Below are 15,347 nucleotides of genomic sequence, written 5' to 3' on the forward strand. Positions count from 1 at the left end.
CTGACGCAAAACGTTCAGGCACTGCGCGCCTGTAACAGCTGCGCCGCACACAGCGAAATCCGCGAACAGGCATCCGCCAGCCGCACCCGATCCACCACCAGCCCGATGCGAATATGCCCCGCTGCACTGGGCCCAAATGCCTCCCCGGCCAGCACCGAGACGCCATACCCTTCCAGCAACCGCTCGGCAAATGCCTGCGCGCCGAGTCCGGTCTGGCGCACATCGACCATCACGAACATGCCGCCATCAGGGCGGACCGGATGCAGACCCGGGCAACCGTGCAAGCGCTCGCAGACCAGGTCGCGGCGCAGTCGATATTCCTCACGCATCTGCTTCACTTCCGGCAGGTCGGTCTCCAGCGCGACTTGCGCGGCTTTCTGCACGAAATCCGGCAGACCAAAAAGCATGCTCAACGACAGATTAACCAGATGCCCAGCCAACGATTTCGGCCCGATCGACCAGCCGACGCGCCAGCCGGTCATGGCATGGGATTTCGATAGACTGTTGATTGTCGCCGTGCGTTCGGCCATGCCCGGCAGGCTCGCCGGACTGATGTGCTGGCCTTCGTAGAGAAGTTCGCTATAGACCTCGTCGCTGATCAGCCACAAGTCATGACGCACGCACAGCGCGGCCAATTCCTGCCAGATCAGCAACGACAGGCTCGCACCGGATGGGTTGTTGGGACTGTTGAGCAGCATGGCGCGGGTTTTCGCCGTGATGCGCGCCGCGACATCGGCGGGATCGACGCGAAAGCCGTTTTCCGGGCGAACCGGCACCGGCACCACCGTCGCGCCGCACGCACCGAAAACAGCTTCATAGGTGACGTACATCGGTTCGGCAATGATCACCTCGTCACCCGGATCAAGCAGGCATTGCGCCACCGAATACACGGCGCATTGCGCCCCGGGCATGACGATCACATGGTCGGCATCGACCACTTGGCCGCTGCTTCGCCGATGACGTTCGGCAATCAGCTTGCGCAGCGCCAGGCGGCCACGCACATCGGAATAATGCGTGTCGCCCGCCAGCAGACTGTCGATCGCGCCGTGGATGATCGGCAGCGGCGTATCGAAATCCGGATCCCCCACACTTAGCAGCAGAATGTCGACACCTTCGGCGCGCAACTCCAGCGCTCGGTCGTGAATCTGCCAGGCCGCTGCGCCCTCGCCGGCGATTCGTTGGGTCAAGGCTGAATAGCGCATGCACGTCTCCTGATTGCGCAGTGTCCAGCCTTCACCCTATCTCAAATCACAAAACGCGCCACCATGGCGTTCAAATCCACCGCCAGGCGCGACAGTTCGTGGGTCGCGGCGCTGGTCTGGTTAGCGCCAGCGGCCGATTGCGTGGCCAGGTCGCGGATGTTGACCAGATTGCGGTCAACTTCGCGCGAGACCTGCGCCTGTTCTTCCGAAGCGCTGGCGATGACCAGGTTGCGTTCGTTGATCTGGTGGATCGACTGGGTGATCTGCTCCAGCGCAACGCCGGCGGCGCGAGCCATTTCCAGAGTGGACTGGGTGCGCTGGTTGCTTTGTTGCATCGACGAAACCGCTTCGCCGGTGCCGTTCTGGATACCGGCGACCATTTTTTCAATCTCTTGCGTCGACTGCGCGGTGCGATGAGCCAGCGCGCGCACTTCGTCCGCCACTACCGCAAAACCGCGTCCGGCTTCACCGGCACGCGCTGCTTCGATGGCGGCGTTGAGCGCCAGCAGGTTGGTCTGTTCGGCGATGGCGCGGATCACGTCGAGCACCTTGCCAATGTCGCGACCCTGTGCGGCGAGGCCTTCGATCATGTGCGAGGTGTTTTGCACGTCGTGGGTCATGGTCTGGATCGCGTCGACAGTTTTCACCACTTGATCGCGACCTTCGCGGGCGGCGTGAGTCGACTGGTTCGACGCTTCGGAGGTCGACACGGCATTTCGCGCGACTTCCTCGACAGCGGCGGTCATCTCGTTGACGGCAGTGGCCGCTTGTTCGATTTCATTGTTCTGCTGTTGCAGGCCACGTGAGGCTTCTTCGGTCACGGCGCTGAGTTCTTCGGCAGCGGCACCCAGTTGCGTCGCGGACCCGGCGATCTGTTCGATGGTTTTGCGCAGGTTGGTTTGCATCGCTGCGAGGGCTTCGAGCAGGCGAGCCGGTTCGTCCTTGCCATCGACTTCGATGCGTTTGCTCAAGTTGCCGCCAGCAATGGTTCGCGCGGCTTCAACGGCGCGGTTCAGTGGGGTGACGATGCTGCGGGTCAGCAGCCAGGCCAGCAGCACGGTCGCCAGCGCAGCAACGACGGCGACAATGATGATGCCGGTGATGGCGCTGTCGTAATACTTACCCGCCTGAATCGACGCGGCTTTGGCGTCGGCAGCATTCATTGCGATCAGCTTGTTGAGCTGCTCGCCCATCTGGTCGGTGCCGTCCTTGATGCGCGTGTTGATCAAGGTGCGCATTTCGTCGAGTTTGTCCTGACGCGACAGCTCCATCATCTGGCTCTGCGCTTGCAGGTAGTTGTCCAGCGTCGTGACGAATGTCTGGTAAAGCGCGCGTTCTTCTGTGCCGGCGGGCAGCGCGGCATAGCTGGCTTGAGCATTACGCACTTTGTCCACCAACACATTGATGCGAGTTTGCGCCTCCTGCAAACCAGCGGGCTCGCGATTGACCAGCACGCGGAACGACAGAATCCGCAGGCGCAGCACGTTTTCCGTCATCACGCTGAGTTGCGTCACGCTGGGCAACTGCGTTGAGTCCATGTCGATTGACGCCTGGCGAATGATCGACATGCGATTGACGGCGAACACGCCGAGCACAATCACCAGCAAGGCGATGAAGGCAAAACCGAGGAAGGCACGGGGCGCGATATTGAGGTTACGCAAGGACATAGTTGGACTCTCGGAGGATAGAAACTACGAGCATCCATGCCTTGATCACCTGCCCGCGGGACGGGCTTCAGTGCGGCGTCACTGTTTTGGGATTTGTTGTGCGCGCCTATTGGCTGTATCGGCCAGGCTTGAGGAAGGATGTGGGTAAGGAAGAAGTATTTTTCAGGTTGTTACGGCAATGAAACACCCGACCGCCCATGTCGACGGCGCATTATGTAGGAACTGCCGAAGGCTGCGATCTTTTGCTCTTGAGGTTAAAAACCAAGAGCAAAAGATCGCAGCCTTCGGCAGCTCTTGCAGTGCGAATGTCTCAGGGTTTTGCGGCCAGTTGCCACACACGGGCGATATCGGTGGCCCGTTCGCGCAGCAGTCGTGGTGCTTCGGCGCAGGCGTGTTCGAGCGTCATCGGGCCACTGGTCACGGCGAAAGCGGCATCGATGCCGTGGCCATAGAGTTCTTGATAACCGTCACCCAGGGTTCCTGCGATTACGATCACCGGCACGGCATAGTGCCTGGCAATCCGCGCCACGCCGAACGGGGTTTTGCCGCGAAGCGTCTGTGCATCGAAACGCCCCTCGCCGGTAATCACCAGATCCGCGCCCTTGACGGCCTCGGCCAGCCCGACCAGTTCGGCCACCACCTCCACGCCGGCCTGAAACTGCGCGCCAAGGAACGCTTTGGCGGCAAAACCCAAGCCCCCTGCCGCGCCACTGCCCGGTTCATCGCGCACGTCCTTGCCCAGCACCTCGGCGCACAATTGCGCGAAATGACCGAGGGCCTGATCCAGTTGTTGCACCTGCGCTGGCGATGCCCCTTTCTGCGGACCGAAAATCGCCGAGGCACCGTGCGGGCCGCACAGTGGATTGTTGACGTCCGCTGCGATATCAAACCGCACCTGCGCCAGACGAGGATCAAGTTCAGTCAAATCCACACGCGCCAATTGCGCCAACGCCAATCCGCCCGGCACCAGCATTTGGCCTTGGGCGTCGAGCAACTTCACACCCAACGCCTGCATCGCCCCTGCCCCGCCATCGTTGGTGGCGCTGCCGCCAATCGCCAGGATCACCCGTTGCGCACCGGCATCGAGTGCGGCGCGAATCAGTTCGCCGGTGCCGAACGTGCTGCTGATGCATGCATCACGCTTGCCCGGCGGCACCAATTGCAAACCGCTGGCCTCGGCCATTTCAATGATTGCCGTGTGGTTGTGCGGCAACCAGCCCCACGCGGCATCAACTGCCGTGCCCAATGGGCCACGCACAGTAGTGCGGCGCAATTCGCCTTCGCACGCCGCCAGAATCGACTCGACCGTGCCTTCGCCGCCGTCAGCCATCGGGCATTTGACCAGCGTGGCGTGCGGCCAGACTTGCGCCAGGCCCAGCGCAATGGCCTCGGCAACGCCTTGGGCACTCAGGCTGTCCTTGAACGAATCGGGGGCGATGACGATCTTCATGTGAATTCTCCAGTTCCAATGCCCCTCATGCTGCCAGTCGGCATGCGCATTGACGCCTGTCTGCTGCACAAGTGGCGCAGGCGTTTATTGTTCATTTCTACAAAAGGTCTTGGTGTTGATGCTGAATGTTCCGGCGCCATCGCTGGCAAGCCAGCTCCCACAGGGGGCTTAGGTGACCACAGATATTGTGAACACCCCCCAAAACTGTGGGAGCTGGCTTGCCAGCGATGGCGTCAGTGAGAGCAGCAATTAACCCGGTTCAATCTGCGGCAACAACTGCACACCCAGATACAACGCCAGCATCCCCTCCAGCCTTAGCGGATCCACCCCGCTGATCTCGGCAATCCGCTCCATCCGATAGCGCAAGCTGTTGCGATGAATACCCAGCGCATCGGCACAGGCCTGACTCTGCCCATCGTGATCACACCAACTGCGCAGCGTCGCCAGCAATTGGCCGTTGCCGTCCTTGGCGATCACCTTGCGCAATGGTTTGAGCAGTTCATCCAGCGCATCGTCGTTGCGATGGCGCCACAGCATGACCGGTAGACGATAGCGATTGAGGGTCAACAAGCGCGAATGGGGCAACACCTCGCGGCCGTAGGCGAGCAAATCGCCGACCCGGCGATAACAACGGCGCAACCCGACCAGCCCATCGGCCTGCCCGCCCACCGCAATGCGCAGGATTTTCCAGCCCAGGCCGTCGAGTTTTTCCAGCAAACGATCGTGCTCGATGTTTTGACTGGCCGGCCGACACCACAGCAGCGACGACTTGGCCGAGCTCACGCACCAACTGTCCGGGTATCGCGAGGTCAGCCAGGCACTCAGCGCTTCGACCGTTTGCCCCGGCCCGTGCTCAAGACCCAACTCGAACAGATACGGCACGCGCGTCAATTGCGGCTTGAGCCCGAGTTGCTGCGCCTCGTCGACCAGACGCGGTGAATCGCCCGCTTCGCTCAGCAGCAATGCCAGCAGATCATCGCAGCGCTGGCGCCGCCATTGCTGTTCGGCCTGCTGATTGCGTTGGCCCACCAGCATTTCGGCGGTCATGCGCACCAGTTCGGCGTAAGTGCGCAGATGCTCTGGTTCGCCGGTAATGCCCAGCACGCCTATCAACCGCTGATCGAGCCACAGCGGCAGATTGATCCCCGGCTGCACACCCTTCAGATGCAGGGCTGTCGGCGCGTCTATCTCCACCACGCGACCGTTGGCCAACACCAGTTGCGCACCTTCGTGGCGGGTGTTGATACGCTCCGGCTCGCCGCTGCCAAGGATCAAGCCCTGGCTGTCCATGACGTTGACGTTGTACGGCAAAATGGCCATGGCCCGGTCGACGATGTCCTGAGCGAGGTCGTGATCGAGTTCGAACATAACGGCTGCAATCCTTCTAAACAGGCGCGGACGGTTGGTCACCCGCACAGGGTCTGGTGGCAAACCCTGTGCTCAGGCACAAAGACAATCCAGCCAAAGGTGGCCGAGACTCTCAGGGCGATCAACGTTACCCTTTGCATCGCAAAAAATCATAATAAAGAGAGAGCCGCTATGTCGCAGAGCGCCGCAGCTACCCAGACCATCGACGACGATAAAAACGCCGTTTACAAACGCATTACCCTGCGCTTGATCCCCTTCATTTTTATCTGCTACCTGTTCAACTACCTCGACCGGGTTAACGTTGGGTTTGCCAAACTGCAGATGCTCGACGCGTTGAAATTCAGCGAAACCGTGTACGGCCTAGGTGCCGGCATTTTCTTTATCGGCTACGTGCTGTGCGGCGTACCGAGCAATCTGGCCTTGACCAAATTCGGTCCGCGACGCTGGATTGCGGTGATGATGATCACGTGGGGCACGTTGTCGACCTGCCTGTTGTTTGTCACCACACCAACCGAGTTCTATACCCTGCGCCTGTTTACCGGTGCGGCCGAAGCCGGGTTCTTCCCGGGCGTTGTGCTGTATCTCTCGCAGTGGTTCCCGACCTTCCGCCGTGGCCGGATCATGGCGCTGTTCATGTCGGCGATCCCGGTGTCCGGTCTGCTCGGCAGCCCGTTTTCGGGCTGGATTCTCAATCACTTCGCGGCGGGCCAGGGCGGTTTGGCCGGCTGGCAGTGGATGTTTTTGCTGCAAGGCATTCCGACCGTGGTGCTGGGCTTGCTGGCTTACTTCCTGCTGAGCGACAGCTTTGCCAAGGCCAAATGGCTGACCGCACATGAGCGTGCGGTACTGGAAGCGGATCAAGCCGAAGACCTGGCGAACAAACCGAAAACCACCACCGATTCGCTGTTGGCGGTGTTCAAGAATCCGGCGATCTGGGCGTTCGGCCTCATCTACTTCTGCATCCAGAGCGGCGTGTACGCGATCAACTTCTGGCTGCCGTCGATCATCAAGAACCTCGGTTTCAGCGATAACCTGGTGATCGGCTGGTTGAGTGCTATTCCGTATCTGCTGGCGGCCGTGTTCATGCTGGTGGTCGGGCGTTCTGCGGACCTGCGCAAAGAACGCCGCTGGCATCTGGTGGTGCCTATGTTGATGGGTGCGATCGGTCTGGTGATTGCGGTGAATTTCGCCGGCAATCCGGCCATCGCTATCCTGGGTCTGACCATCGCGACCATGGGGGCGTTGACGGGCCTGCCGATGTTCTGGCCGGTGCCGACTGCCATGTTGAGTGCGGGCGCTGCTGCCGGAGGGTTGGCGTTGATCAACTCGATGGGACAGATGGCCGGATTTCTCAGCCCGTACCTGGTGGGTTGGGTCAAGGACAGCACCGGATCGACGGATGCGGCGTTGTATCTGCTGGCAGGTGTGATCGTCGCCGGGAGTGTGTTGGCGTTGCGCATGACGCGGACATTGCGCGCCTGATTCAAGCCGTATCAAAAGATCGCAACCTGCGGCAGCACCTACACGGGATGGATATACACCGTGCAGGCGCTGTCGCAGCTGCGATTTTTTGCTTTGTCTCACGCAGCGCATCTGATATTTGATTAGAGTTTCCCACCGACAAAAGGATTTCGGCATGAGCTATCGCACACTGGGTCACTCAGGACTGCAGGTCTCCACCCTCACCCTCGGCACGATGATGTTCGGTGAGCAGACCAGCACTGAGGAATCGCTGCGCATCATCGACAAGGCGTGGGATAAGGGCATCAACTTCATCGACACCGCCGACGTGTATACCAACGGCCGCTCCGAAGAGATCGTCGGTGAAGCGATTGCCGGTAATCGCCATGAATGGGTGCTGGCGACCAAGGTCGGTTTTGGCCCGGTGGACGGTGTGCCGAACCGTAGCGGCCTGAGCCGCAAACACATATTCAACGGCATTGATGCCAGCCTGACACGGCTCGGCACCGATTACCTCGACATCTATTACCTGCACCGCGAAGACCACAACACGCCGCTGGAGGTCTCGGTGGCGGCGATTGGCGATCTGGTTCGTCAGGGCAAGATTCGTTACTGGGGTTTGTCGAACTATCGCGGCTGGCGGATTGCCGAGGTGATTCGCATCGCCGATAAACTCGGCGTTGATCGGCCAGTGATCAGTCAACCGCTGTACAACATCGTCAACCGTCAGGCCGAGATCGAACAAATTACCGCGGCGCAGACCTATGGCCTCGGCGTTGTGCCTTACAGTCCGCTGGCCCGTGGCGTGCTAAGCGGTAAGTACGCGCCGGATGTGACACCCGACGCCAACAGCCGCGCCGGGCGTCAGGACAAGCGCATTCTGGAAACCGAATGGCGGGTCGAGTCGTTGCGCATTGCCCAGCAGATTCAGCAGTACACCGAAGGCCGTGGGGTGGGCATGGTTGAATTTGCGATCGCCTGGGTGCTGAACAACAGTGCAGTGACGTCGGCGATTGTCGGGCCGCGCACGGAAACGCAGTGGGATGCGTACACCAGGGCGCAGACAGTCAGCATCACGGCTGAAGATGAAGCGTTTATCGATTCGCTGGTGGTGCCTGGGCATGCATCGACACCAGGGTTCAACGATGTCAGTCATTTTGTGTCAGGGCGTAAACCCCATTCGGTTTGACGTTTTCCTCTGCGCCTTGGCGCTCTCAACAGGCAGGCGCCACGGTGGTGGGTCGTTTGATTACAAGATCTGAGCTGAACCCAGGCGATTGAAAAAATCTCTGTAACATTTCTGATACCCTGCGCATCGCGCCTTTTCCCAGTGAATTGAGCGCAATCACAAAAACAAATCAGATCGTTCAAGACTGTTTCAGGATAAGTAAATGCTCAATCGCCCTTTTGAGTTTGCATGGAAGCCTTTGCGCGCGATATGGCATAAAGCACTCGGCGCCAATGATAAGACCGCAGAAGCCCCCTCCCCTTCGGCGCAAGCTTCTGCTACCCCCCATCGCAAACCCACTATTGAATACCGAGCAGACATAGACGGGCTGCGGGCGATTGCCGTTCTGCTGGTGTTGATCTTTCACGGCGGATTGACGTTGTTCCCGTCGGGCTACATCGGCGTGGATATCTTCTTCGTGATCTCGGGGTATCTGACGACCTCGATCATCATGAAGTCGCTGGACAATAGAACGTTCAGCTTCTCGGGGTTCTACACCCGCCGTATCTGGCGATTACAGCCGGCCATCATTGCGTTGCTGATCGCAACACTGATCATCACCACGTTGCTTTACTTGCCCGATGACTATGTCGATTTTCTGAAAAGCGGCAAGTACACCTCGTTACTCCTCTCAAACCAGTATTTTTCCAACGCGACAACCGGCTATGCGACACCCGATGCAGCGACCTTGCCCCTGCTGCACACCTGGTCGCTGGCCATCGAGTGGCAGTGGTATCTGGTCTTGCCCTTGGGCATTTGGCTGCTCAACCGCTATGTGGCGAAAAAAGCCTTCAAGCTGACCGTCCTCGGTTTAACTGTGGCGGCCATGGCGCTGGCCTTGTACTGGTCTCACACACTGGCGGATAAAAACTACTACCTCTTTAGCGCTCGAATTTTCGAATTGATGATCGGCTCCTGTGCCGTGATTTTCAGCACGGACAAATTCAGGCTCAATCGATTGAGTGCATCGTTGGTCTGTGCGCTTTCACTGGCGACGATTCTCTACTGCGCGACGCGGGAAGATATCCTCGCGGGGTTCCCGGGCTACCACGCCATAGCGGTTTGCATCGCGACCGCAGCCTTGCTCATTCGGGGCATTGGCGATGCGAGCATCACTTCCAGAATACTGGCCTTCAAACCGCTGGTGTTTATCGGCACCCTCTCCTACTCGTTGTATCTCTGGCACTGGCCGATCCTGGCGTTCTTGACCTATGTCGGCATCACGCTTACGCCGATGGTGACGGTCATCTATTTCGTCGCCACGTTTGTGATTGCCTGGCTTTCGTTCGTGCTCATCGAAAACAAATTTCGCAAGCCAAGGGCTGGCTTTGCCAAAACCCTGATACTGCTGATGCTGGTGCCCGCGATCGGACTTTCGTTGCTGCACACTGCCGGCAAGAAGCACGATGGATGGCCCGAGCGTTTTGGCGAAGATTCGAGTCAGGTCTTCAGTGGTCTGAAGGCCTATGTCCCCGCCCATCGGGAAAAATGCCTGGGTGTCAGTGATGGCACCGACCTCGGCTGCATCATGGGTGCCGCCCAGGCAGACCCGCAGGTATTTCTGCTGGGTGATTCGTTTTCGAACCATTACTGGGGATTTGTTGAAACGCTGGCTAAAGACGCCAACCTGTCAGCACTCGCACAGGGTTACCCGGCGTGCCTGGCACTGCCCAAGGTCTACCTCTACGACGAGAAAAAATACAAGGGCGGGCTGTATCAAAAGTGCCATACCGCCGCTCAGCAATATTACGACCTGATCAGCAAAAGCCGTTTTGAGTACGTGATCGTTGGCCAATTCTGGGAGGCGTACCTGAATGCTGACATCGTCACGAAACAGGATGATCCTCGCAGCACTGAGCTATCACAACAACGTCTGGGCGTGGCGATCCGCGAAGCCCTGGACATCATCGTCAAGTCGGGCGCCACGCCCATCTTCCTGATGAACACGATGCCCATGCCGGCGGGTATCAACGAATGCCTGTTGAAACGAGTCAAGTTGCGAGGCTGGATGGGAAGCACCGAGCAGAGCAGCCTGTGCGCCACCTCACCATGGTCGGGTGGCGAAGACCCGGTATTGGCGAAGCTGTTCAGCGAACTGCAGGATGAGTACCCGAGTCTGATTGTTATTGATCCAAAAGGTGTTCAATGCCAAGACGGCACTTGCGCGACGGTCATTGACGGTTTTCCGGTCTATCGTGACATTGGCCACGTGACTGACTATGCCTCTTACAAGCTCGGTCAAATGTACCTCAAGCGCTTCAGTAACCCGTTGAAGGCTACTCGGTAAACCATCTGCAAGAGCGAGTGCAGGCTGCGATCATTTGATTCTGCTTTGGTAAACAGGATCAAAAAGATCGCAGCCTGCGGCAGCTCCTACAATGGATTCGAACCACCGTCATGACGGATGTGTGGAATATCGAGCACTCGAGCAATATTCAGCACAAAAACCACGTATCCTTCGCGCCCCGTTTGATCACCCACCCGCGAGGACAGTTTGTCTAAAGGTATCGCTTTATCGGTTACAGCCTCGGTGCTGTTTGCCGTCATGTATTACTTCACTTCGTTGCTCACCCCGTTGAGCGGCGTGGAGATTTTCGGCTGGCGGATGCTCCTGACGGTGCCGTGCATGACGGTGTTCATGCTGGTCTCCAGCGAATGGCGGCGGGTGCTGGAGTTGATTCGCCTGATGGCGGGCAAGCCGAAACTCATCGGGGGGCTGGTCGTCTCGTCAGCGCTGCTCGGCGTGCAGTTGTGGCTGTTCATGTGGGCACCGCTCAACGGTTACAGCCTCGACGTGTCACTGGGCTACTTCCTGCTGCCGCTGGCCATGGTACTGACCGGGCGGATTGCCTACGGCGAGAGCCTGTCGTACCTGCAAAAGGTCGCGGTGTTCTTTGCAAGCCTGGGCGTGTTGAACGAGTTGTATCAGGTCGGCGGATTTTCCTGGGCGACGCTGGTGGTCGTGGTCGGCTATCCGCTGTACTTCGTGCTGCGCAAATACCTGAAAACCGACCACCTCGGCGGGCTGTGGGTCGACATGACCCTGATGCTGCCGGTCGCTTACTGGTTTGTGCAGAGTGGTGAGCAAGGCCTGGACGTGTTCAATCAATATCCGGGGTTGATGTGGCTGATTCCACTGCTCGGCTTGATCAGTGCTTCAGCGCTGGTGGTTTACATCATTGCCAGCAGGTTGTTGCCGTTCAGTCTGTTTGGGTTGTTGAGTTATGTTGAGCCGGTGTTACTGCTGGGTGTCGCGCTGATCCTGGGCGAAAGCATCAAGTCAGGCGAATGGCTGACCTACATTCCGATCTGGCTGGCGGTTGTGGTGCTGGTGTTTGAGGGGTTTAAACATCTGATGCGACAGCGCAGACCTTAAAAGCAAAAAATCGCAGCCTTCGGCAGCTCCTACATTTGGAAGGTAAATCCCCTGTAGGAGCTGCCGAAGGCTGCGATCTTTTGATTTGAAAAAGCCTGGCCGAAGCCAGGCTTTTTTATCGCTTACTCAGTCGCGAGTACACCGCGGCGAACCTGGTCACGCTCGATCGATTCGAACAGTGCCTTGAAATTGCCCTCACCGAAACCATCATCGCCTTTACGCTGGATGAATTCGAAGAACACCGGGCCCATCAGGGTTTCCGAAAAGATCTGCAGCAGCAGGCGCTTGTCGCCCTGCTCCGAAGAGCCGTCGAGCAGAATGCCACGCGACTGCAGTTGATCAACCGGCTCGCCGTGGTTCGGCAGACGCCCTTCGAGCATTTCGTAATAGGTTTCCGGTGGCGCGGTCATGAAGCGCATGCCGATCTTCTTCAGGTGATCCCAGGTCTTGATCAGGTCGTCAGAGAGGAACGCGACGTGCTGGATGCCCTCACCATTGAACTGCATCAGGAACTCTTCGATCTGCCCGGCGCCCTTGGACGACTCTTCGTTCAGCGGGATACGGATCATGCCGTCCGGCGCGGTCATCGCTTTGGAGGTCAGGCCGGTGTATTCGCCCTTGATGTCGAAGTAGCGGATTTCGCGGAAGTTAAACAGCTTCTCGTAGAAATTCGCCCAATAAGCCATGCGACCGCGATACACGTTGTGCGTCAGGTGGTCGATGATTTTCAGGCCGGCACCGACCGGATTGCGATCAACACCTTCGATAAACACGAAGTCGATGTCATAGATCGAGCTGCCTTCGCCGAAACGGTCGATCAGGTACAGCGGCGCGCCGCCAATGCCTTTGATTGCCGGCAGGTTCAGCTCCATCGGCCCGGTTTCGATGTGGATCGGCTGGGCGCCGATTTCCAGCGCGCGCTTGTAGGCCTGCTGCGAATCCTTGACGCGGAACGCCATGCCGCACACCGACGGGCCGTGCTCGGCCGCGAAGTAGGAAGCCACGCTGTTCGGTTCGTTGTTGAGGATCAGGTTGATCGCGCCCTGACGATACAGGTGCACATTCTTGGAACGGTGGGTGGCAACTTTGGTGAAGCCCATGATCTCGAAGATCGGCTCCAGAGTGCCAGGGACCGGCGATGCAAGCTCGATGAACTCAAAGCCCATCAGGCCCATTGGGTTTTCGTATAAATCTGCCATGGTGACGCCTCATCATTTCTTATCAATTAACCAGGGTTATTTGTCAGTCATGCTGAGGTAGCTGGGTGGCGCACAGGAGATGCCACGCACACTGCGGGCGAGAAAGTCACCGTAGATCAGTTGAAACCCGAATATCTTCATTGTCGACCCAAGGCTCTTGCGGGCGAGGCTTCTGCTGCCAGAAGACGAATTATTATTGTATGCGTAACCCGATTCTACACAGCGTAAATAGGGTTGTCTGCCCTCTCTATAAAATCCGCTTTTCTGACGCCGGTGCAAGGGGTTTGTTGCACAGGTAAATGCCCGCCCGATCACCGCGGGATTCAACGCGACCCTCAACGATGGCTCGCGCAGCATTGATGTACTGCAAACCATAAAAGAAGCACAAGTTGTAGAAGAGATGCCGAAGACCCCAACGCTGCAAGTAGCAGCCACTCGCGCACCGAAGGTCGCGCCGATGACGCCCATCCGGGCATCGGTGATTGCCGGAGGTTCGCTGCCGGACTCGCCACATCCCGGTTACGTAAAAATACCGCTGTCGCCGGCGGTTAAACGCCAAGTCGGTCTCGCCGTCCTCGACCAGCGCCAGGCATCACCGGCGGCGCTGGCCTTTATCGCGCTGGCATCACGACTTAACCCGCAATGTGCGGCGCAAGTGTAATCTGCCATCTATCCTGCCCACTGGCTGAAGTGTTTTTCAGCTGTGCGCCAATGCCTGGTCTGATGTCGGGCGCCTCACTTTTTTGCGACAGGATGTGCCCATGCCGTTGACCGTCAGACCTCGCCGTAAACATAGCGTGCGCATCGCCATCACCCTGCTCTGTGCGCTGCTGCCAGTTTTGCTGGGTGGCGTGATTCTCTACATGCAGGCCGAGCGCACACTTGCGCAAAGTTCACAGAAGACTGCCGAAGAGGCGTTGCGCCAGTTCGAGTTGATGCTTGACAGCACAGCCCAGGCGGCCCGGGATCTACTGCAACTGGCCGGTCAACCGTGTGAAAACGTCAAACTGGCCCTGCGCGAGCAGGTAACCCGCCGCCCTTTCGTGCGCTCGACCAATCTGGTGTGGGACAACAATCTTTATTGCAGTTCGTTGTTCGGCGACTTCAAGGAAGCCGTCAAAGCAGGCGACTATGTTCAGGGCAAGTTGTGGTTGATGAACGGCAATCCGGTCACACCCAACACTGCGCTGCTGGTGTACCGGCTCAGCGATGGTCGCGGTGGTGCATTGACGACACTGGATGGCTATCACCTGAGCAATATGCTGCGACTGATCGGCCGGCACACACTGCTGTTATTGCAGGTGGGTGATAACTGGATGTCAGCCAATGGCCAGGTCCGCCAGGGCGTGCTGCCCGCGCTGCCGGTGGCGCACACCATGCTGGACTCATCGCGGTATGCGTTCAGCGTCTCGGCCGGTTTTCCGAAGGGCGAAACCTGGCGTTACATGGCCGAACAGTACCCACCATTGTTCAGCCTGCTGATGTTCTTTGGTGTGGTGTCGGGCGCCATCGGCCACGTCGTGCAGAAGCGCTCGACTTCGCCGAGCCACGAAATGCTTCGCGCCATGGAAGCCGGCGAGTTCATCCCATACTTCCAGCCTGTGGTGCACGGCGACAGCAAGAAATGGTCGGGCGCTGAAGTGTTGATGCGCTGGAATCACCCCAAGGAAGGACTGGTGCGCCCGGACCTGTTTATCCCGTTCGCCGAACATTCAGGGCTGATCGTGCCGATGACCCGCGCCTTGATGCAACAAACAGCGGCGTTACTTGGGCCCCAGTCATCGACCTTTGCCGCACCGTTTCACATCGGTATCAACATTACGGCGAGTCATTGCCGGGATCTGCTATTGGTCGAAGATTGCCGTGAGTTCCTCGAATCATTCGCGCCCGATAGCGTTAGCCTGGTGCTGGAACTGACCGAGCGCGAGCTGATCGAGCCCACCGAAATCACGCGGCAGCTGTTTGAGCAACTGCATGCACTGGGCGTGAAGATCGCCATCGACGACTTTGGGACGGGGCACTCAAGCCTCGGTTACTTGCGCCAATTCAATGTGGACTTCCTCAAGATCGACCAAAGTTTTGTGGCAATGATCGGCGTTGACGCCCTTTCGCGGCACATTCTGGACACCATCATCGAACTCTCGGCCAAGCTTGATCTGGGCATTGTTGCCGAAGGTGTCGAAACACAGGCACAAGCCGATTATCTGACCGCGCATAACGTTAACTTCCTGCAAGGCTATCTGTACGGCAAACCCATGCCGGCAGCAGACTTCATTAGTGCATTAACTCACCATTAACTAAATGGACTTATGCGAGATGCGCCGACAAGGCGCACAAAAATGATACAAAAGACCACTGCTGTTACATAAGGACAACATCAGGATTTACTCCTGACG

At 58.4% G+C, this 15,347-nt stretch carries 10 protein-coding genes and 2 pseudogenes; 6 read left to right on the top strand and 6 right to left on the bottom strand.

What is annotated here, in order from left to right:
* Positions 1-14: 14 nt before the first annotated feature.
* The 4 genes from H8B20_RS21910 to H8B20_RS21925 all read right to left on the bottom strand — a co-directional run bounded on the left by H8B20_RS21910 (position 15) and on the right by H8B20_RS21925 (position 5,687).
* Positions 15-1,202 (bottom strand): pyridoxal phosphate-dependent aminotransferase, encoded by a 1,188-nt coding sequence (locus tag H8B20_RS21910; protein ID WP_210624587.1) that lies wholly within the window; start codon positions 1,200-1,202, stop codon positions 15-17.
* Positions 1,203-1,243: 41 nt separating this feature from the next.
* Positions 1,244-2,869 carry a methyl-accepting chemotaxis protein gene (locus tag H8B20_RS21915; RefSeq protein WP_210624588.1) on the bottom strand — a complete coding sequence of 542 codons (1,626 nt, stop codon included), beginning with the start codon at positions 2,867-2,869 and terminating at the stop codon, positions 1,244-1,246.
* A 310-nt stretch (positions 2,870-3,179) separates the two neighbouring features.
* Positions 3,180-4,319 (bottom strand): glycerate kinase, encoded by a 1,140-nt coding sequence (locus H8B20_RS21920; protein ID WP_210624589.1) that lies wholly within the window; start codon positions 4,317-4,319, stop codon positions 3,180-3,182.
* Positions 4,320-4,568: 249 nt separating this feature from the next.
* Entirely contained in the window at positions 4,569-5,687 is a 1,119-nt protein-coding gene (locus tag H8B20_RS21925; RefSeq protein WP_042559334.1) for a sugar diacid recognition domain-containing protein, read from the bottom strand.
* Positions 5,688-5,858: 171 nt separating this feature from the next.
* Here H8B20_RS21925 and H8B20_RS21930 point away from each other — a divergent pair, with 171 nt between their 5' ends.
* The 4 genes from H8B20_RS21930 (at position 5,859) to rarD (ending at position 11,752) form a co-directional block, all read left to right on the top strand.
* Positions 5,859-7,169, top strand: a complete 1,311-nt coding sequence (locus H8B20_RS21930; RefSeq protein WP_210624590.1) for an MFS transporter — start codon at positions 5,859-5,861, stop codon at positions 7,167-7,169.
* Positions 7,170-7,323: 154 nt separating this feature from the next.
* Positions 7,324-8,337 (top strand): aldo/keto reductase, encoded by a 1,014-nt coding sequence (locus H8B20_RS21935; protein WP_210624591.1) that lies wholly within the window; start codon positions 7,324-7,326, stop codon positions 8,335-8,337.
* 202 nt (positions 8,338-8,539) lie between these two features.
* Entirely contained in the window at positions 8,540-10,663 is a 2,124-nt protein-coding gene (locus tag H8B20_RS21940; protein WP_210624592.1) for an acyltransferase family protein, read from the top strand.
* A 207-nt stretch (positions 10,664-10,870) separates the two neighbouring features.
* Positions 10,871-11,752, top strand: a complete 882-nt coding sequence (gene rarD, locus H8B20_RS21945; RefSeq protein ID WP_042559337.1) for an EamA family transporter RarD — start codon at positions 10,871-10,873, stop codon at positions 11,750-11,752.
* Positions 11,753-11,874: 122 nt separating this feature from the next.
* Here rarD and hppD read toward each other — a convergent pair whose 3' ends face one another.
* Together hppD and H8B20_RS27950 are read right to left on the bottom strand one after the other, a co-directional pair.
* The gene (gene hppD, locus H8B20_RS21950; protein WP_042559338.1) at positions 11,875-12,951 is read right to left on the bottom strand and encodes a 4-hydroxyphenylpyruvate dioxygenase; all 1,077 of its coding nucleotides are present in this window, start codon (positions 12,949-12,951) and stop codon (positions 11,875-11,877) included.
* A gap of 300 nt (positions 12,952-13,251) precedes the next feature.
* Positions 13,252-13,403 (bottom strand): annotated as a pseudogene (locus H8B20_RS27950) (EamA family transporter); the annotation flags it as partial.
* A gap of 23 nt (positions 13,404-13,426) precedes the next feature.
* Between H8B20_RS27950 and H8B20_RS21955 the strand changes: the two are divergent.
* Positions 13,427-13,612, top strand: a pseudogene (locus tag H8B20_RS21955) (LysR family transcriptional regulator); the annotation flags it as partial.
* Between the two features lie 100 nt (positions 13,613-13,712).
* Positions 13,713-15,248 (top strand): EAL domain-containing protein, encoded by a 1,536-nt coding sequence (locus tag H8B20_RS21960; protein WP_210624594.1) that lies wholly within the window; start codon positions 13,713-13,715, stop codon positions 15,246-15,248.
* Positions 15,249-15,347: the final 99 nt, after the last annotated feature.

The organism is Pseudomonas sp. P42 (assembly GCF_017973755.1).
Taxonomy (GTDB): Bacteria; Pseudomonadota; Gammaproteobacteria; order Pseudomonadales; family Pseudomonadaceae; genus Aquipseudomonas; species Aquipseudomonas iridis.

Coding starts and splice junctions, on each gene's coding strand:
- H8B20_RS21910 (WP_210624587.1), bottom strand. CDS start 1,202: ATGCGCTATTCAGCCTTGACCCAACGAATCGCCGGCGAGGGCGCAGCG.
- H8B20_RS21915 (WP_210624588.1), bottom strand. CDS start 2,869: ATGTCCTTGCGTAACCTCAATATCGCGCCCCGTGCCTTCCTCGGTTTT.
- H8B20_RS21920 (WP_210624589.1), bottom strand. CDS start 4,319: ATGAAGATCGTCATCGCCCCCGATTCGTTCAAGGACAGCCTGAGTGCC.
- H8B20_RS21925 (WP_042559334.1), bottom strand. CDS start 5,687: ATGTTCGAACTCGATCACGACCTCGCTCAGGACATCGTCGACCGGGCC.
- H8B20_RS21930 (WP_210624590.1), top strand. CDS start 5,859: ATGTCGCAGAGCGCCGCAGCTACCCAGACCATCGACGACGATAAAAAC.
- H8B20_RS21935 (WP_210624591.1), top strand. CDS start 7,324: ATGAGCTATCGCACACTGGGTCACTCAGGACTGCAGGTCTCCACCCTC.
- H8B20_RS21940 (WP_210624592.1), top strand. CDS start 8,540: ATGCTCAATCGCCCTTTTGAGTTTGCATGGAAGCCTTTGCGCGCGATA.
- hppD (WP_042559338.1), bottom strand. CDS start 12,951: ATGGCAGATTTATACGAAAACCCAATGGGCCTGATGGGCTTTGAGTTC.
- H8B20_RS21960 (WP_210624594.1), top strand. CDS start 13,713: ATGCCGTTGACCGTCAGACCTCGCCGTAAACATAGCGTGCGCATCGCC.